The following is an 18,284-nucleotide window of genomic DNA, read 5'->3' on the forward strand; positions in this document are numbered from 1 at the left end:
AATGGGCGCAACCATTCTCGTTGCGGATGACGATCGGGCCATTCGGACAGTGCTTACCCAGGCCCTCGCCCGCCTGGGACATGAGGTGAAAACAACGGGCAACGCTGCCACGCTGTGGCGGTGGGTGCAGGAGGGCGAGGGCGATCTGGTCATCACCGATGTGGTGATGCCGGATGAGAACGGCCTCGACCTCGTGCCACGCATCAAAAAGCTGCGGCCGGAGTTGCGCATCATCGTGATGAGCGCGCAGAACACCCTGCTGACGGCCGTGAAGGCGGCGGAAAGGGGGGCCTTCGACTATCTGCCGAAGCCCTTCGATCTGAAGGACCTGATGGCCATCGTGCAGAAGGCCCTGTCCACGCCCGTGCCATCCACCAGTCCGGCCCCCGCCCCCGCGGAGGACCCGGAGGAGGAGGCGCTGCCCCTGATCGGCCGGTCGCCGGCCATGCAGGAGATTTACCGCGTCCTGGCCCGCCTGATGGGAACGGACCTGACGGTGATGATCACGGGCGAAAGCGGCACCGGCAAGGAGCTGGTGGCCCGCGCCCTACATGATTATGGCAAGCGGCGGGGCGGCCCGTTCGTGGCCATCAACATGGCGGCCATCCCGCGCGAACTGATCGAGTCCGAGCTGTTCGGCCATGAGAAGGGCGCCTTCACGGGTGCCACCATGCGCTCGACGGGCCGGTTCGAGCAGGCGCAGGGCGGTACCCTGTTCCTGGATGAGATCGGCGACATGCCGCTGGAGGCACAGACCCGCCTGCTGCGCGTGTTGCAGGAGGGCGAATATACGACCGTGGGCGGGCGCACACCCATCAAGACCGACGTGCGCATCGTCGCCGCCACCCACCGCGACCTGCGCACCCTGATCCGCCAGGGCCTGTTCCGCGAGGATTTGTTCTACCGCCTGAACGTCGTACCCATCCGCCTGCCGCCCTTGCGCGAACGGACGGAGGATGTGCCGGCGCTCGTCCGCCATTTCCTGAACCAGGCGGCCCAGCAGGGCCTGCCGGCCAAGACGGTGGACAATGCCGCCATGGACCGGTTGAAGCGCTATCGCTGGCCCGGCAATGTGCGCGAGCTGGAAAACATGGTCCAGCGGCTGGCGGCCCTGTACTCGCAGGAGGTGATCAGCCTCGATGTCATCGACACCGAACTGGCCGAAACCAATCCGGCCGCCGCCCCCACGCAGGAACCCGTGAACGAAGGCCTGTCGGCGGCCGTCGAACGCCACCTGCGGGAATATTTCGCAGCCCATAAGGACGGCATCCCGGCGGCGGGGTTGTATGACCGCATCCTGCGGGAGGTTGAACGGCCGCTGCTGTCGCTGTCCTTGACCGCAACCCGTGGCAACCAGATCAAGGCCGCGCATATGCTGGGCCTGAACCGCAATACACTGCGGAAAAAGATCCGGGACCTGGATATTCAGGTGGTGCGGGGGCTGAAGTAGGTTAAAGCGCCTGGGGAAACCTTTAGAGTCTGATTCGATATTAATGTGAATTGTATCAACATCTTGCGATACTTCGAATGAAGAGTTGAACGGATGCGATGAAGAGCGACGCGGTGGCGGAAGCGATTGTCTGTTGGAGGTCCGTGGCGAGCCGTCGAGAGGCGCCAACATTCGTTGGCTTGGCGACGCCGCACGAGCGGGGCGGCGGCGGTCGCCGCCGGACCACCTTGCGATGAGTTCTACTCATCGCAAGGTGGTATAAACCCAATTAAGAAATGATTCTCCAAACGAGCATTCATCATCGACCGCACCATCCCCGCACAAACCCTGCCCTCAAAGAGTCATGCCGGTAACGCCGTTACCTGAATTGCGGCCGGTTCACAAAAAAACTAAGCTGCAACCCGTGCGCTTCACGCATGGCGGAAGGGACGGTTGTGCCCTTGTATGCGGGGGGTTCAGGGGTTAATTCGGGCTTGGAACATGGGCCGTCCCGCTGCCCATCGGCCCCCGGTGCCAAAGCCGGCGCGGGGTGCCGTTCAATCGGAGGAAAGCATGGCTGTCAAAGTTGCGATCAACGGGTTCGGGCGTATCGGCCGTCTGGTTCTGCGCGCTCTGTACGAGAGCGGCCGGAACGATATCGAGGTCGTCGCCATCAACGATCTGGCCGACGCCAAGTCCAACGCTCACCTGCTGAAGTATGACAGCGTGCATGGCCGTTTCCCCGGCACCGTGGAGGTGGTCGACGGCAATCTGGTCGTCAATGGCCACACCATCCGGTCGGTGCAGCAGCGCGATCCGGCCCAGCTTCCCTGGGGTGAGCTGGGCGTGGATATCGCCCTGGAATGTTCCGGCATCTTCACCTCGCGCGAGGCCGCCTCCAAGCACCTGACCGCCGGTGCCAAGAAGGTGCTGATCTCCGCGCCCGCCACGGACGAGGATCTGACCGTCGTCTATGGCGTGAACCATGACAAGCTGACGGCCGAGCACAAGATCGTATCGAACGCCTCCTGCACGACCAACTGCCTGGCCCCGGTGGCCCATGTGCTGAACCAGGGCATCGGCATCGCGCATGGCTTCATGACCACCATCCACAGCTATACCGGCGACCAGAACACCGTGGACACGTTCCACAAGGATCTGCACCGCGCCCGCGCCGCCGCGCTCAACATCATCCCGACCAGCACCGGTGCGGCCAAGGCCGTGGGCAAGGTTCTGCCGGAACTGAAGGGCAAGCTGGACGGCACCTCGCTGCGCGTGCCGACCCCGAACGTGTCGGTCGTCGACTTCAAGTTCGTGGCCAAGCGCGACACGACCGTGGAAGAAGTCAATAAGCTGATCACCGAGGCCGCCAACGGCCCGCTGAAGGGTATCCTGGGCGCCTATGCCGAGCCGCTGGTCTCCACCGACTTCAACCATGACAGCCACAGCTCGATCTTCGCGCTGAACGAGACCAAGGTCATGGAAGGCAATTTCGTGCGTATCCTGACCTGGTACGACAATGAATGGGGCTTCTCCAACCGCATGGGCGATACCGTGATCGCCATGAGCAAGGCTGGCTGATTTCCCGACTGGTCATGCCGCCGCCCCCGCGTTTATCCTGGGGGCGGCCTCTACCGACAGGGGCGCCGTTCCGGCAAGGGCGGCGCCCCTGGCTTTTCACCCTTCCCGACATGAAAGCAAGAAGGCGGATTGGATATGACCCCCAACGAGATCGCCCGGCTGCAGGCCTATCTGCGCCGGAATTTCGGCAACGACAAGATCACCGTGAACCCCCCGGCCAAGAAGGGCCAGCCCGTTGAAGTGACCATCGGTGACGAGTTCATCGGCACGCTCTATCGGGACGAGGATGATGGCGACATCTCCTATGCGTTCAACATGACCATCCTGTCGGAAGACCTGCCCAATATCGCCCCCGCCAAGGCGAAGTGACACGCCCGTAAAGGTCGTATTTCCCAATAGGGCGCCTGCCGCGAAAGTGGCAGGCGCCCTATTGCTTTTGGTTGAAAATATTTCAGATACCATTCAATATTCCCTCATTGGTTGATCATGTCCTATGCGTAACAGGGCGCAGGTGGACAGGACCGGTCACCATCGATCAACGGGGGGTAACAAGGATGGAACGCAGGTCATTCAGGCGGGGGGGAGCGGCGGCGATGCTGGCGGCAGGCTTGGCAATGGCCGGACTGTCAGCCACCCCCACCCGGGCGGAAGGCAATGCACAGTCGCTCCAGCAGGGCATGGTTCCGAAATCGGCCGTACCCTTCATGCTGCCTGCGGAGCCGACGCCAAAATACCAGCTCAAGTTTCCCGATTTCGGCTATATGCCGCCACCGACGGACTATACGGGCCGCGTCTTCGTCCTGTCCCAGGATTTTCCCAAGACCAAGCCGGCCATTGAACCGGCTGTGGAAAAGATCCTGAAGATCGACTACCGCAAGGACTGGCGCGCCTATCTTGATGCCGTCAAACAATATGTCTTCCAGGGCAATATCGATGCCGAGAATGGTGTGGAAGATGATTTCTTCCTGGAGGACAATACGGTACGCCGCTGGTTTCATGTGCCCTGGCAGCATTGGGGACCCAACGGGCGCGAGGGCTATCACGGCCTGACCAAGGAAGGCCCGCTGCCGGTCGGGTCGCTGGCCCCCGAACAGACCGTCAAGTCCAGCGCCTATGCGGTCGGCTTCTACAACGCCATGGGTGGCTGGACCATCGGGCAGCTCTGGCCTTCCGCCCAGGCGCCGGACATGTCCTATTTCCAGAAGGGCGGCGGCTTCCCCGACGGCACCGTGGTGGCCAAGCTGCTGTTCACGACGCTGGATGAAAGCCAGGTGCCATACCTGACCAATCCCGTTTCATGGAATGCCTATGTCTATCAGGCCGACGTGCCCGGCATGCCGGCCCCCCCGACACCAGGCCAGCGCGTGACGGCGAAGGTGCATCTGCTTCAGATGGACATCATGGTGCGCGACAGCCGGCTGGACAAGCAGGGCGGCTGGGTGTTCGGCACCTATGTCTATAATGGCCGCATGGGCAAGGCCAACCCGTGGGAAAATCTCGTCCCCGTCGGCCTGATGTGGGGCAACAATCCGGAGGTCACGGTCTCCCACACCAATCCCACGCCGACAGCCACGCGGATCAACCCGGCCATCACGGAAACCATCATCAATCCCGACACAAGGGAATTGCCACCCATGCATCTGGGCTGGAATTCCCGCCTGAACGGTCCGGCCGATAATTCGGCCAGCAGTTGCATGTCCTGTCACAGCACGGCGCAATATCCGGCCATTTCCGCCATCATGCCGCAATTCAACAACCCGGCCTTCCCCACCCCGCCCGACGGCCAGGATGCGGGACCGGAATTCATGCTGTGGTTCCGCAACATTCCGTGGGGCCAGGCCTTCAACAAGGGCCACGCCGTGAGCCTGGATTTCAGCCTGCAGATGCAGGGTAGCATCATCAACTGGATCGCCTATACCGACAGTGTCCAGCAAGGCCGGTTCTCGGCTGAATATTGGTCCAAGGGCAATAGGGTGTCGCGCAATCCCGGCCCGGCGCCAGCACAATGACGCCGTGATGCGACCGGGGCGGGACCATTGCCCGCCCCGGTCACTACGTCACCCCCAGGTCGCGCGCCGTCAGGTCCAGCGCCCGCCGGGCCCGTTGTGCGACCTCGTCGGCCTCATCCTCAGTCATGGTCAGGGCCGGGGCGTAGACCAGGCTGTCGCGGATGCCGCGCATGATCAGGTCATTGTGGAAGCAATGGTCGCGTGCCATCAGGCCGACCCTGCCATTGCCGGGAAACCGTTCGCGTGTCCGGCGGTCCTTCACGATCTCGATGGCGCCGATCATGCCCTCCGACCGGATTTCACCGACGATCGGGTGGCCGTCCAGCACCTCTTCCAGCCGCGTGCGCAGATAGGGGCCGATCTCCTCCCCCGCCCGCCGGACAAGCCCGTCGCGTGCGATGATGTCCAGATTGGCCAGGGCCACGGCACAGGCCACCGGGTGCCCGGAATAGGTGAAGCCGTGGTAGAACTCGCCCCCTTCCTCGATCAGGGTCCCGGCCACACGGTCGCCGACCATGACGGCCGACAGGGGGATGTAGCCTGACGTGATGCCCTTGGCCAAGGTCATGAAATCGGGGCTGATGCCATAGCGCTGGCAGCCGAACCAGTGGCCCAGCCGCCCGAAGCCGCAGATCACCTCGTCGGCGATCAGCAGGATGTCGTGTTCGCGGCAGATGCGCCCGACCTCCGGCCAATAGCTGTCGGGCGGGATGATCACGCCGCCCGCACCCTGCACCGGCTCCCCGATGAAGGCGGCCACATTCTCCGGCCCCAGTTGCAGGATCTTCTCCTCCAGCGTGCGGGCCGCCAGCCGGCCGAACGCCTCGGCACCCATCTCCCCCTGTCCCTCGAACGGATAGGGGGCCATCACATGGGCGAAATCCGGCAGCGGCAGGCCGCCTTGCGCATGCATCGCCGGCATGCCGTTCAGCGATGCGGCCGCCATCGTGGTGCCGTGATAGCCATGGTCGCGCCCGATGATGATCTTCTTGCCCGGCTTGCCCTTCAAGGCCCAGTAATGCCGGACCATGCGCACGATCGTGTCATTGGCTTCCGACCCGGAATTGGCGAAGAAGGCGCGCGACAGGCCCGGCGGCGTCAGTTCGGCCAGGCGGGCCGCCAGTTGCACGGTTGGCGCCGTGGTCGTCTTGAAGAAGCCGTGATAGAAGGAAAGATCGGTCAGCTGGCCATAGGCCGCATCGGCCAGTTCCCGCCGCCCATATCCGACATTGACGCACCACAGCCCGGCCATGGCATCCAGGATGCGCACGCCGGCGCTGTCGGTCAGCCACACCCCTTCGGCATGGGTGATGATGCGCGGCCCGCCCAGCGCGGACAGTTCCTTGTGGTCGGTGAACGGGTGCCAGTGATGGGCACCGGACAGGCGCTTCAGTTCGGCGGTATCGACGGACATGGACAAACACTCCCCGGATCGGACAGGCAGACGGCATTGCGGACGGACGAAACCCGTCCCGCCGGCGGGTTGAACCCGATCCGGGCGCAATGCAGCAGCATCTCTTCCTTGGGCGTGGGGCCGGTATAGGTCATGGGCGGATCATAGCGTGCCCGGCACCGCCCGTCACCCGGTCGCCCATCACCCGTTTTGTCATGACCGGGAAAGCCGTTGACAGCAGATGGCGATTGCAGAACCATGCACCCATGCAATCACAGAATTCAACCCTGCCGCTGACCGAACGCATCGACCGCGTCCGCCTGATCCGTGCGGAAAATGTCGGGCCTGTTACCTTCGCGCGACTTCTGGAACGGTTCGGCACGGCCAGCGCGGCGCTGGCGGCACTCCCCGACCTGGCCCGGCGCGGCGGCCGCAAGGCACCCTTGCGCGTGCCCGCGCGGACAGAGGTGGAGCGGGAAGCCGCGGCGCTGGAAAAGCTGGGCGGGCGCTGGCTGTTCCGGGGGGAGGCGGATTATCCCCGGCCGCTGGCCGCCATCGACGATGCGCCGCCTGTCCTGGCAGTGTTGGGCTTCCCGGCCTTGCTGGCCCGTCCCTGTGTGGGCATCGTCGGCGCGCGCAATGCCAGCATCGCCGGGCGCAAGATGGCCGAGCGGCTGGGCCACGACCTGGCCGATGCCGGCTTCACCGTGGTATCGGGCCTGGCCCGCGGCATCGACACAGCGGCCCATCAGGGGGCCATCGGCGGCGGTACCGCCGCCGTGGTGGCCGGCGGCGTGGACATCATCTATCCGCCGGAAAACGCCGGCCTTTACCATGATATCGCCCAGCGCGGCACGGTGCTGGCCGAATCACCCCTGGGGACGGAACCGCAGGCAAGGCATTTTCCCCGCCGCAACCGTCTGATCTCCGGCTTGTCGCTGGGGGTTGTCGTGGTGGAGGCGGCGCTTAAATCCGGGTCCCTGATCACCGCGCGCCTTGCCGCCGAACAGGGGCGCGATGTGTTCGCCGTGCCGGGCTCCCCGATGGACCCGCGCGCCCAGGGCTGTAACCGCCTGATCAAGGAAGGTGCTGCCCTGGTGGAGAATGCGGACGATATCGTCACGCACCTGCATGCCGCCGCCGCGGGCCCCTTGCGCGAGCCGGCCGGGGGACATTTCCGGTCCCCCATTCCCGCCACGGAGGACGAGCGCGAACTGGCCAAAGCACGCCATCTTGTGGTCGAGAGCCTGTCCCCGACCCCGGTTCTCATTGACGAAGTCATCCGCGGCTGCCAATTGTCTGCCGGGGTGGTGTTGACCGTGCTGCTGGAACTGGAACTGGCGGGGCGGCTGCAGCGTCATCCCGGCGGTCAGGTCAGCCTGGTCTGACCGGTCCAATTCGCGGTTTTCCATCGTTCCTCGAAAGGCGGGTCCTTCAGTGGCTGGCAGTGTCGTCATCGTTGAATCCCCGGCCAAGGCCAAGACCATCAACAAGTATCTGGGACAGGACTATACCGTCCTGGCCAGCTTCGGGCATGTGCGCGACCTGCCGCCCAAGGATGGGTCGGTGCGCCCCGAAGAGGATTTCGAGATGGATTGGGAACTGGGCGACCGGTCCAAGCGCCATGTCGATGAGATCGCCCGCGCCGTGCGCGGTGCTTCCCGCGTGTTCCTGGCCACCGATCCGGATCGCGAGGGAGAGGCCATCGCCTGGCACGTGCATGAGCTGCTGAAGGAAAAGCGGCTGGCATCCAAGGCCGAGGTGCGCCGCATCACCTTCAACGAAATCACCAAGAGCGCCGTGCTGGACGCCATTTCCAAGCCGCGCGACGTGGACCAGGAATTGGTCCAGGCCTATCTGGCCCGCCGCGCGCTGGATTACCTTGTGGGCTTCAACCTGTCACCGGTCCTGTGGCGCAAGCTGCCCGGGTCCAAGTCCGCGGGCCGTGTGCAATCCGTGGCGCTGCGCCTCATCTGCGAGCGGGAGGCCGAGATCGAGGCCTTCAAGCCGCAGGAATACTGGACCATCGAGGCAGAGTTCAAAACCCATGACGGCGCCACCTTCACGGCACGCCTGACGCAGTTGGACGGCAAGCGGCTGGAGAAGTTCAGCCTGGGCGACAAGGGGGCGGCTGAGGCGGCGCTGGCCCGTATCCGCCCCATGCTGTTCAAGGTGGGCCGCGTTGAACGGCGCGAGGTGAAGCGCAATCCCTATGCGCCCTTCACCACCTCCACCCTTCAGCAGGAAGCCAGCCGCAAGCTGGGCTTTGGCGCCGTCAAGACCATGCGCACGGCCCAGAAGCTCTATGAGGGCGTGGATATCGGCGGCGAGACGGTCGGCCTGATCACCTATATGCGTACCGACGGCGTGTCCTTGAGCCAGGAAGCCATCGACGGGTCGCGCCGTCTGATCGACCAGACCTGGGGTGATGCCTATGTGCCGGACAAGCCGCGCATCTACAAGACGGCCGCCAAGAACGCCCAGGAGGCGCACGAGGCCATCCGCCCCACCGACCTGTTCCGCCGCCCGGACCAGATGACCCGTTATCTGGACAAGGACGAACTGCGGCTTTACGAGCTGATCTGGAAGCGGACCGTCGCGTCGCAGATGGCCAGCGCCATCATGGATCAGGTGACGGTGGACATCATGTCCAAGGGGGCGGAGGCCGTGTTCCGCGCCACCGGCTCCATCATCCGGTTCGATGGCTTCCTGCGCGTCTACCAGGAAGACAAGGATGATGATGGGGAGGAGGAGGAGAATCGCCGCCTGCCCCCCATGAAGGATGGCGACGACCTGACGCGCGGCAACCTGAAATCCGACCAGCACTTCACCCAGCCCCCGCCCCGCTATACGGAAGCGAGCCTGGTGAAGAAGATGGAGGAACTGGGCATCGGCCGGCCCTCCACCTATGCGTCCATCCTGCAGGTGCTGCAGGAACGCAATTATGTGCGGCTGGAAAAGCGGCGGTTCGAGCCGGAGGACCGCGGCCGGCTGGTCACCAGCTTCCTGGAGAATTTCTTCAACCGTTATGTGCAGTATGACTTCACGGCGGCCCTGGAAGAGAAGCTGGACGATATCTCCGGCGGGCGCATCTTCTGGAAGGATGTGCTGCGGGAATTCTGGAAGCATTTCCACGCCGCCATCGACGACACCAAGGACCTGACCATCACCCAGGTGCTGGATGCGCTGGATGCCGCACTGGGGCCGCATTTCTTCCCCGACCGCTTCGACGCGGAAGGGCAGAAGATCGATGTGCGCGCCTGCCCGACCTGCGGATCGGGCCGCCTGTCGCTGAAACTGGGCAAGACGGGCGCCTTCATCGGCTGTTCCAACTATCCCGAATGCCGCTATACCCGCCCGCTGGCCGTGGCGGGGGAGGATGCGGAGGCCGATGCCGACCGGGAACTGGGCACCGATCCCGATACGGGCCTGACCGTCGTGCTGAAACGGGGACCCTACGGCGTCTATGCCCAGTTGGGCACGAACCTGCCGAAGGAGGAAAAACCCAAGCGCGTGTCACTGCCGCGCGGCATGAACCCGCAGGATGTCGACCTGACCATTGCCCTGGCCTTGCTGTCCCTGCCCCGCTCCCTGGGCATGCATCCCAGCACGGGCGTGGAAATTCAGGCCGGTATCGGCCGCTTCGGCCCCTATCTGAAACATGGCGACGCCTATAAGAACATCCCCGCGGACGATGATGTGCTGACCATCGGCCTGAACCGGGCCGTGGTGCTTCTGGGCGACGGGCCGGCGAAGAAGGCCGTGCAGGGACGCGAATTGGGGAACCACCCCAAGGATGGCAAGCCGATCTCCATCGGCTCCGGCCGGTTCGGCCCCTATGTGAAGCACAACAAGCTGTTCGCCAGCATTCCCAAGGCCCAGAATCCCGACACGCTGACGCTGGAACAGGCCGTGGAACTGCTGGCGGCCAAGGCCGCCAAGGACACGGCCAAGAAGGGGGCGGCCCCCGCCGCGGATGCCCCACCGGCAGAGGAGAAGCCGAAGAAGAAGGCCCCGGCCAAGAAGGCGGCCGCGCCGAAGATGGCCGCGAAGACCGGGACCAGCAAGACGACAACGGCCGCCAAGAAGCCGGCGGCGAAAAAAAAGACAGTGTGAGCTTGCTTTCAGGAACAGGATGAACCACGTTCATTCGTATAAGGGGCATTGGTCGGCGCTCGTGATCGGGCGGCCGGCTGCCATTGCCGGGAGGCTGACATGCGCGCCCTGTTCCTGACGGGTCTGGTCCTTTCGATCATCGCCCTGACCGCCGTGGCGGAAGAGACGAAGCCCGTCAATACTTTCACCCTGCTGAACAAGCCCGGCACCCTGCCCGCCGTCCCGGATTACAGCCAGGGTGTGCCGGCCGCTGCTGCCCCGGCCGAAGATCCAGGCTGCCGCGTGCGCAAGACCGTGGAAGCCGGCGTGTCCATGGGTGGGGTCAGCGGCAAATATGCCGGTGCCCGATTGGATTATGGCAAGGATGACAGGGCGCTGGATCGCGGCTATGCCCCCAACCCCTGCCCCCAGACAGGTTTCGCCATGTCGCTTTCCATGTCTGCCAGCGACATGGAAATGAAACGCCGGGGCGAGAATTATCCGGCCGGCCGGCCCATTGTCGAAGGTATGGACGATGGCATGGCCGATATCGGCAATAACCGGCCCGGCCACCGCCTCAATGGCGATTGAGTGTCCGTTCGATATCCAGTCCGATCGTAACGCCACCCAGCACCGAACCGGGCTTATCGCCGGCAATGGCGAAACTGACCTGGACGTTGAACTGGCCCGTCGACTGGTCGAAGGCGATATTGTCGACGAAGATCGTGTCAGCCCCCTTGGCAACGGTCATGGCATATTTCGCCTCGTCGGCTTGCCAGAGGTCGGAGGGAAGCGGATCGGCGGCCACGGCCACGCCCGCATTGTCGAACAGAAGGATTTCTGAAACCACCCCGCCAGTCGCGGCCCGCAGCCGGGCCAGGGCCGTGGATAGCGGATGATCGCGCAACGACCATACCAGCGAATGGTCGGCCGCAGCACGATGGCTCTGAAATATCTGGTCCTCCTCCACGATGCGGCTGACGGGTTTATCCGCGTTGAGCCTGCCGGCCGCCTTCAGCGCCGGAAGCAGGGACGGCTCGGTCAACAGCCTGTCATGGACCTGTCGGGCCACAGCCAGGGCCAGCCCGCGCTCGGATGCCGTCAGAACCATGTTGGCCGCCGCACAATGGCCGATCTCGCCGTTGAACCGTTCCAGAAAATGCGGGTTCGACCGCAGGAATGGGGCCGCGAAATAGACACCCAAGGGCATATAGCGCTGAAAGCTGACCTGGAACTGCGCAGGATCGGCCCCCGCCTGCTTGATCGCGGACAGCAGTTCCGCCTGGTCCATCAGAACCGCTTCCACCCGGCCGGCCGCCAGCATGCGCAGCAATTGCGTCGATGTCCGGGCCATGCCATCGACATCCCTTCCCTGACCGCGCAACCATTTCAATTGATTGGATCCCAGCACGGCGGCAATGCGGCGGCGTTGGTGCAGATCCATCTTCACGAGACGAATGCCCGCCGGTGTCACCCACACCCAGCGTTCGAGGGCCAAAGGCAGGGAGAGATGCCCGTCACGCGGCCCCTCGGGATCCGGCGCCACGGAGAAAATGCCCGCCACGGCTCCCTGGCGCACCTGTTCGCGGGCGCGCAGCCAGGGCGCAAGGTCAACCTCGTATCGCTGATCCAGCCGGTCCATGATGCAGTCGAGCGCGCGCAACGATGTGCCGCCCAATTCCCCGTTCACCATCTCCTGATAGGGGGGCGCGATATTGGTCAGCAGATGCAGCACTTCCGACGCGCGGGCCTGCACGGTGGTGGATAAAGCCATCCATACCACCAGCAACAGGCGCCCCGCCATGATGACAAGGCGCATGATCCACTCCCCTGCATGCCCGGTTCCGGGACCAAGCCTCAGGAGAAAGTGTAGGTCGGCCCCCGTCGTCCGGATAGATATCCGGAAGGTGCGGAAACTGGCCCTGCATTAACCGGTGAATTTGTTGTTCTTGGGAAAGCCGGTGGGCGGCAGCTTGCCCTGGCTGCCGCGAAAGGCCACCCAGCCGGACAGTTCCGGCAGGGTCACGGTGCGGATACGGCCTTCGACTCCGCCCATTTTCCAGGACAGCCCATCAGCCAGACTGAAGCATTTCACATCCGACAGGCTGGCATCCTTGTATTTCTGCAGCGCCACGCCCTTGCCACGCGCCATGACGGGCAGTTCCTCCAGCTTGAAGACCAGCAGCTTGCGGTTATTGCCGATAACGGCGACCGCATCCCCCTCCACCGGGATCACCAGGGCAGCGACCCCGCCATCGGACGGGTTCAAAACCTGCTTGCCGGCCCGCGTCTGGGCCACCACCTCGTCGGCTTCCACCTGGAATCCACGGCCGTCGCTGCTGGCCACCAGCAGCCTTTGCCCCGGCACGTGCGGGAACAAGGACACGATCTCGGCCTCGCCCAGATCGGCCATCAGGCGCACAGGTTCCCCGAAGCCACGGCCACGCGGCAGCTTGTCGGCGCCCAGCGTATAGAATTTGCCATTGCTAGCGAAGACAAGCAGCTTGTCCGTGGTCTGCACGCGCAGGACAAAACCTTCCTTGTCACCATCCTTGTATTTGGCGTCCGCCGCCTCAGCCGGCGACATATGTCGCGACACGGCGCGTATCCAGCCCTTTTCGGACAGGAAGACGGTCAGCGGCTCCCGCTCGATCATGGCTTCCACCGGCACGACGATATCGGTCGGGGCCTCCCCCACCTCCGTCCGGCGTTCACCCAGCGCGGTCGACCGGCCGAACTTCCTGTCCATCTGCTGCACGTCGGTGCGGATGGCCTTCCAGCGCTTGGCCTCATCCTCCAGAAGGTCGGTCAGCTTAGCCTTCTCGGCCGTCAGCGCGTCATGCTCCTTCCTGATCTCGAACTCTTCCAGCCGGCGCAGGGAGCGCAGCCGCATGTTCAAGATGGCCTCTGCCTGAACATCGGACAGGTGGAAGCTGCGCATCAGTTCCTTCTTGGGTTCATCCTCCTCGCGGATGATGCGGATGACCTCGTCCAGGTTCAGATACGCGACCAGATAGCCGCCCAGCACCTCCAGCCGGTGTTCGATCTCCCCCAGCCGGTGGCGGGACCGGCGGATCAGCACGTCCTGGCGGTGGGCCAGAAAGGCGCGCAGCACCTCATGCAGGGTCATGACGCGCGGGATGGTGCCGCCATCCAGCACGTTCATGTTCAGACTGAAACGGATTTCCAGGTCCGTGTTGCGGAACAACTGCTCCATCATCACGGCGGGATCGACATTCCGGCTCTTGGGCACCAGCACCAGGCGGATATCCTCCGCCGATTCGTCGCGCACATCCTCCAGCAGCGGCAATTTCCGTTCCGACAGAAGTTCGGCGATCTTCTCCACCAGCCGCGATTTCTGCACCTGATAGGGGATCTCGGTGACGACCACCTGCCAGGTGCCCTGACCCAGCGGCTCCTTCATCCAGCGGGCCCGCAGGCGGAAGGCGCCACGTCCCGTGCGGTACGCCTCGATGATATTGGCGCGGCTTTCAACCAGGATGCCGCCGGTGGGGAAATCAGGCCCGCGTATCCAGCTCACCAGCTCTTCCACGCCGACGGGCCGGCGCTTTTCCGGCGGGGGCAGCAACTCGCGCTCGATGATCAGGTTCAGGGCGCCGCAAATCTCCCCCACATTATGGGGCGGGATGCTGGTGGCCATGCCGACCGCGATGCCGGCCGATCCGTTGGCCAGCAGGTTGGGAAACGCGGCCGGCAGCACGATGGGCTCGTTCCCGTCGCCGTCATAGGTGGCGCGGAAGTCGGTGGCATCCTCATCCAGGCCCTGCATCAGGGCCTTGGCCACCTCGGTCAGGCGGGCCTCGGTATATCGCATGGCCGCGGCATTATCGCCGTCGATATTGCCGAAATTGCCCTGCCCTTCCACCAGCGGATAGCGGCTGGCGAAATCCTGTGCCAACCGGACCAGGGCGTCATAGACGGACTGGTCGCCATGGGGATGGAACTTGCCGATCACATCGCCGACCACGCGGGCCGACTTCTTCGGCATGGTGGAGGGGTCCAGCTTCAGCTGGCTCATGGCGAACAGGATGCGCCGATGCACCGGCTTCAGCCCGTCGCGCACATCGGGCAGCGAACGGGAGACGATGGTGGACAGGGCATAGGACAGGTAACGCTCCCCCAGCGCGTCGGCGAGGCGTTTGTCCAGGATTTCATGGGCGGCGTCGGTCATGCCCCATCCATACCAGATAGGGTAGGGGCGTGGGTACTGGCTTCTATCCGTCCTGTCGGCTTATTGCGCCGGGCCGGGGGAGATGGCCCCATCCCCATCGGGCGGTATCCCATGCATCCGTCCGTACCGTTCCACGAAACGGGCACGGGCTGCGGGCAGCTCGGCATGGCGCTGGGCAAACGCGCTACGCGCCAGGAAATGGCCCGTCAGGGCCAGGCCCCGCATCACCTCCACCGGCCCGCCATCGGAAAGGCCCAGCAGGAAGGCCGGCAATTCGAACAGCTTGTCCTTGTACGGTTCGGCCGCTGAAAGGGAAACAGCACGGCCCGTGCGCGGGCTGACATGGCTCAGCCCGTCATTGCCGGCCAGCAGGTCGGCCGCGGTCCGGCCACTGACGGCGCAGCGCGACAGGTCCAGGCCAAATCCGATCTCGTCCAGCAGACCGATCTCCCACCGCACATAAATCTCCGCCCAGACATCGGTTTCCATCGCTTCCAGCAAGGCAAGCGTGGCGTCGAACAGGCCGGGATGCGGTTCCCGGTCGGCCAGCAGCCCATCCAGCAAGCCGCAGGCCGATGCCAGACAGGCGAGTCGCAACGGATCATCCAGCAGCGGGGCGGCATAGGCACGTTCCAGTTCCAGCGACCAGGTCCCCAACTGGTCTGCCAGCCGGGCCCGCCAGGACACGGCCAGCCGGCTTCCCGGCTCCAGCGACGCACGCATCCGTGCCGATTGCCCGCCATGCACCAGCCCCGCGTGCCGGCCATGCGCGCGCGTCAGCATCAGCGCCAGGGCGGCGGTTTCCCCATACGGACGTGCGGATAGCAGGATCGCCTGGTCGTTCCAATCCATGACCCAAATCCAGAGCAGTTCAGCACAAACCGGAATCATTCGGGAAAACCACGCCCCCGCCCCCGGATCCGGGACCGCAATGGTACAGCAAGGCTCCATGTCTGCGAAAGTTCAGATGAACATAAATAACGGGCGGCAGCGAAGGGGCATGGCCCCACCCGGTGAAAGTGGTATAGAGTTTCCCCGCTCACCTTTCACTTGTCCACCGGCCCTGCCTTGCCCGACATTCTGCCCGACGATCTTCTGGCCCGGCGATACATGCTGGCCGGTCTTTCCAGCGGTGAGGCCGTCTGGGACTGGGATATCGCCGCCGACCGCCTGTTCCTGTCGCCGGGCTTCCGCGATCATCTGGGGCTGGATCCCGCGGCAGAAACGACGGGCGGTGAAGGCAGTCCGCACGACTGGTTCGACCGCGTGCATCCGGAAGATCTGCAATGGCTGGAAGCCACACTGCGGCCCCTGCAGGATGAACCGGAACGGCGTTTCCTGATCGAACACCGGGTCCGCAACCGGCGGGGCGACTGGACCTGGCTGACGGTGCGCGGTGCTGCCATCGGTGATGGCAGCGGCGCGGTGGTCCGCCTGATCGGCACGGCCAGCGACATCACCCAGCGCAAGGAGGCCGAGGAAAGGCTGCGTATCAGCGAGGAGCGGCTGGCCCTGGCGGCGGCGGCGACCAATGACGGGCTTTACGACTGGGACCTGCGCACCGACCGCATCTATTACGCGCCCCGCTGGTGGGCATTGTTAGGGCTGGACCCGCAGAGCGACGGGCCGGAAGAATGGCTGTCGCGCGTGCATCCGGAAGATCTGATCTGGCTGCAGGCCACGCTGGACGCGCAGATGTCGGCGGGCGGCAAACCATTCCAGATCGAATACCGCATCCAGCACAGCCGGGGCGCCTGGCGCTGGATGCTCTGCCGCGGCATCGCGGTGATGGATGTGCAGGGCGAGCCGGCCCGTCTTGTCGGCTCCCAGTCCGACATTACCGACCGCAAGGTGGCGGAGGAACAGCTGCGCATCAGCGAGGAACGCTATGCGCTAGCGGCCCAGGGTGCCAATGACGGCTTGTGGGACTGGCGTATTCCGGAGGGGGAGGTTTATTATTCCCCGCGCTGGTCGGACATGCTGGGCCTGCCGGGTGGGGAATGGGTCGGTACGATCGAGGATTGGTTCGCCCTGGTCCATGCCAGCGACCTGCCGGGGCTGCGCGCGGCCTTTCAACTGCACCTGTCGGGCGGCATCGACCATCTGGAGCATGAGGTCAGGGTCCGCCACGATAGCGGGGCGGAACTGTGGGTGCTGATCCGCGGTGTGGCAATCCGGGATCCGCTGGGCGATGCCATGCGCATGGCCGGTTCGATGACCGATATCACCGCGCGCAAGCGGGCAGAGCAACAGATCCTGTTCGATGCCTTCCATGACGGTCTGACCGGGCTGCCTAACCGGTCGCTGCTGATGGACCGTATCAACCAGACCATCGACCGCCGTCGCCGGCCCGATGATCCGCCTTGTGCCGTCATCCTGTTCGACCTGGACCATTTCAAGACCGTCAACGACAGTCTGGGCCCCAATTTCGGGGATGATGTGCTGCGCACCCTGGCCAAGAGGCTGGAGGCCCAGCGCCGGGCCGGCGACACGATCGCACGCATATCAGCCGACGAGTTCGGCGTGCTGATGGATGGGGTCGTGGATGCCAAGGCCGCCATGACCGCCGCGCTGCGTCTGGCAGCAACCATCGCCGAACCCATCCGGCTGCCCGGCGGGCAGGAACTGGTGCTGACGGCATCAGGCGGGATTTCAATGTCGCACACGGGCTATGCCCAGGCCGCCGACATGGTGCGCGACGCCAGCCTGGCCATGTTCCGGGCCAAGGGGGCGGGGCGCAACCGGGTAGAGGTGTTCGACGATGCGCTGCGGGCCCGCGCCATGTCGCGCCTGCGCACGGAGGCGGACCTGCGCCTTGCGGCCGACCGGCATCAGTTGACCCTGTTCTATCAGCCCATCGTCCGCCTGTCCGACCAGTCCATTGCCGGGTTCGAAGCGCTGATCCGCTGGATGCATCCCGAGCGCGGCATGATCTCCCCCGCCGATTTCGTGCCACTGGCCGAAGATACGGGCTTGATCCTGCAGATCGGGCGCTGGGCCATGCAGGAGGCGGCCGAACAACTGGCCCGCTGGCAGAAGGATTATGGCAGTGGCCTGTTCATGAGCGTCAATGTGTCGGGCCGGCAGATGCTGGACGACCAGATGGTCGACAGCGTCCGTCAGGTCCTGGCCGACAGCGGCATCCCGCCGGAAACCCTGAAGCTGGAGATCACCGAAAGCCTCCTGATGGACGATCCGGCCCGCGCGGTCGTCATGATGCAGCAAATCCGCGATCTGGGCGTCAGCCTGTCGCTGGATGATTTCGGCACCGGCTATTCCAGCCTGTCCTATCTGCATCGCTACCCGGTCAATTCACTGAAGATCGACCGGGCCTTCGTCAGCGGGGCCGGCAGCGGCGACCGGCGGGAGGAGATACCCCGCATCATCCTGCTGCTGGCCAAGAGCCTGGATCTCGACGTGGTGGCCGAAGGGATCGAGAATCCGGAACAGGCGGGTTTCCTGCGGTCGCTGGAATGCCGGTACGGCCAGGGTTTCTACTTTTCCCGCCCCGCCCCCGCCGCAGAAATCGAACGCCTGCTGGTCCTGCCCTGCCTGCCGGCTTCCTGACACCGTCCGCGCGGCAGC

12 protein-coding genes and 1 pseudogene are annotated in these 18,284 nt (G+C 64.6%); 8 read left to right on the forward strand and 5 right to left on the reverse strand.

Annotation, left to right across the window (positions count from 1 at the left end; translation table 11 throughout):
* Position 1: 1 nt before the first annotated feature.
* Complete coding sequence (ntrC, locus tag ACM9LZ_RS00520) at positions 2-1,450, forward strand: nitrogen regulation protein NR(I) (RefSeq protein ID WP_416617380.1); 1,449 nt, start codon at positions 2-4, stop codon at positions 1,448-1,450.
* Positions 1,451-1,505: 55 nt separating this feature from the next.
* Here ntrC and ACM9LZ_RS00525 read toward each other — a convergent pair.
* Positions 1,506-1,610: pseudogene (locus ACM9LZ_RS00525) on the reverse strand (IS5/IS1182 family transposase); the annotation flags it as partial.
* A 392-nt stretch (positions 1,611-2,002) separates the two neighbouring features.
* On the opposite strand from ACM9LZ_RS00525, the gene gap reads away from it, so the two are divergent.
* From gap to ACM9LZ_RS00540, 3 genes are all read left to right on the forward strand, one after another.
* Positions 2,003-3,010, forward strand: coding sequence for a type I glyceraldehyde-3-phosphate dehydrogenase (gene gap, locus ACM9LZ_RS00530; RefSeq protein WP_416617381.1), 1,008 nt, complete (start codon positions 2,003-2,005; stop codon positions 3,008-3,010).
* A gap of 135 nt (positions 3,011-3,145) precedes the next feature.
* Positions 3,146-3,379 carry a DUF3126 family protein gene (locus tag ACM9LZ_RS00535; RefSeq protein WP_416617382.1) on the forward strand — a complete coding sequence of 78 codons (234 nt, stop codon included), beginning with the start codon at positions 3,146-3,148 and terminating at the stop codon, positions 3,377-3,379.
* Positions 3,380-3,624: 245 nt separating this feature from the next.
* Positions 3,625-5,019, forward strand: coding sequence for a hypothetical protein (locus ACM9LZ_RS00540; protein WP_416617383.1), 1,395 nt, complete (start codon positions 3,625-3,627; stop codon positions 5,017-5,019).
* 43 nt (positions 5,020-5,062) lie between these two features.
* On the opposite strand, the gene ACM9LZ_RS00545 is transcribed toward ACM9LZ_RS00540, so the two are convergent.
* Positions 5,063-6,433, reverse strand: a complete 1,371-nt coding sequence (locus ACM9LZ_RS00545) for an aspartate aminotransferase family protein (protein WP_416617384.1) — start codon at positions 6,431-6,433, stop codon at positions 5,063-5,065.
* Positions 6,434-6,678: 245 nt separating this feature from the next.
* Here ACM9LZ_RS00545 and dprA point away from each other — a divergent pair, with 245 nt between their 5' ends.
* The 3 genes from dprA to ACM9LZ_RS00560 all read left to right on the forward strand — a co-directional run bounded on the left by dprA (position 6,679) and on the right by ACM9LZ_RS00560 (position 11,098).
* The gene (gene dprA / locus ACM9LZ_RS00550) at positions 6,679-7,800 is read left to right on the forward strand and encodes a DNA-processing protein DprA (RefSeq protein ID WP_416617385.1); all 1,122 of its coding nucleotides are present in this window, start codon (positions 6,679-6,681) and stop codon (positions 7,798-7,800) included.
* Positions 7,801-7,849: 49 nt separating this feature from the next.
* The gene (topA, locus tag ACM9LZ_RS00555; protein WP_416617386.1) at positions 7,850-10,528 is read left to right on the forward strand and encodes a type I DNA topoisomerase; all 2,679 of its coding nucleotides are present in this window, start codon (positions 7,850-7,852) and stop codon (positions 10,526-10,528) included.
* A 99-nt stretch (positions 10,529-10,627) separates the two neighbouring features.
* Positions 10,628-11,098, forward strand: a complete 471-nt coding sequence (locus ACM9LZ_RS00560) for a hypothetical protein (RefSeq protein ID WP_416617387.1) — start codon at positions 10,628-10,630, stop codon at positions 11,096-11,098.
* Here the strand turns inward: ACM9LZ_RS00560 and ACM9LZ_RS00565 are convergent.
* The 3 genes from ACM9LZ_RS00565 to recO all read right to left on the reverse strand — a co-directional run bounded on the left by ACM9LZ_RS00565 (position 11,085) and on the right by recO (position 15,551).
* Entirely contained in the window at positions 11,085-12,326 is a 1,242-nt protein-coding gene (locus tag ACM9LZ_RS00565; RefSeq protein ID WP_416617388.1) for a substrate-binding periplasmic protein, read from the reverse strand. The genes ACM9LZ_RS00560 and ACM9LZ_RS00565 overlap by 14 nt on opposite strands.
* Positions 12,327-12,434: 108 nt before the next feature.
* Positions 12,435-14,699 carry a DNA topoisomerase IV subunit A gene (gene parC, locus ACM9LZ_RS00570; RefSeq protein ID WP_416617389.1) on the reverse strand — a complete coding sequence of 755 codons (2,265 nt, stop codon included), beginning with the start codon at positions 14,697-14,699 and terminating at the stop codon, positions 12,435-12,437.
* A gap of 60 nt (positions 14,700-14,759) precedes the next feature.
* Positions 14,760-15,551, reverse strand: coding sequence for a DNA repair protein RecO (recO, locus tag ACM9LZ_RS00575; RefSeq protein ID WP_416617390.1), 792 nt, complete (start codon positions 15,549-15,551; stop codon positions 14,760-14,762).
* A gap of 216 nt (positions 15,552-15,767) precedes the next feature.
* Between recO and ACM9LZ_RS00580 the strand changes: the two genes are divergently transcribed.
* Positions 15,768-18,266, forward strand: a complete 2,499-nt coding sequence (locus ACM9LZ_RS00580; protein WP_416617391.1) for a bifunctional diguanylate cyclase/phosphodiesterase — start codon at positions 15,768-15,770, stop codon at positions 18,264-18,266.
* Positions 18,267-18,284 lie beyond the last annotated feature (18 nt).

Origin of the sequence: Niveispirillum fermenti, assembly GCF_048066175.1 — a bacterium.
Classification (GTDB): Bacteria; Pseudomonadota; Alphaproteobacteria; order Azospirillales; family Azospirillaceae; genus Niveispirillum; species Niveispirillum fermenti.

What these genes read in the sequence shown, in the direction of transcription:
- recO (WP_416617390.1), bottom strand. Translation starts at nt 15,551, where the DNA reads ATGGATTGGAACGACCAGGCGATCCTGCTATCCGCACGTCCGTATGGG.
- dprA (WP_416617385.1), top strand. Translation starts at nt 6,679, where the DNA reads ATGCAATCACAGAATTCAACCCTGCCGCTGACCGAACGCATCGACCGC.
- ACM9LZ_RS00545 (WP_416617384.1), bottom strand. Translation starts at nt 6,433, where the DNA reads ATGTCCGTCGATACCGCCGAACTGAAGCGCCTGTCCGGTGCCCATCAC.
- gap (WP_416617381.1), top strand. Translation starts at nt 2,003, where the DNA reads ATGGCTGTCAAAGTTGCGATCAACGGGTTCGGGCGTATCGGCCGTCTG.
- parC (WP_416617389.1), bottom strand. Translation starts at nt 14,699, where the DNA reads ATGACCGACGCCGCCCATGAAATCCTGGACAAACGCCTCGCCGACGCG.
- ACM9LZ_RS00560 (WP_416617387.1), top strand. Translation starts at nt 10,628, where the DNA reads ATGCGCGCCCTGTTCCTGACGGGTCTGGTCCTTTCGATCATCGCCCTG.
- ntrC (WP_416617380.1), top strand. Translation starts at nt 2, where the DNA reads ATGGGCGCAACCATTCTCGTTGCGGATGACGATCGGGCCATTCGGACA.
- ACM9LZ_RS00565 (WP_416617388.1), bottom strand. Translation starts at nt 12,326, where the DNA reads ATGCGCCTTGTCATCATGGCGGGGCGCCTGTTGCTGGTGGTATGGATG.
- ACM9LZ_RS00535 (WP_416617382.1), top strand. Translation starts at nt 3,146, where the DNA reads ATGACCCCCAACGAGATCGCCCGGCTGCAGGCCTATCTGCGCCGGAAT.
- ACM9LZ_RS00540 (WP_416617383.1), top strand. Translation starts at nt 3,625, where the DNA reads ATGGCCGGACTGTCAGCCACCCCCACCCGGGCGGAAGGCAATGCACAG.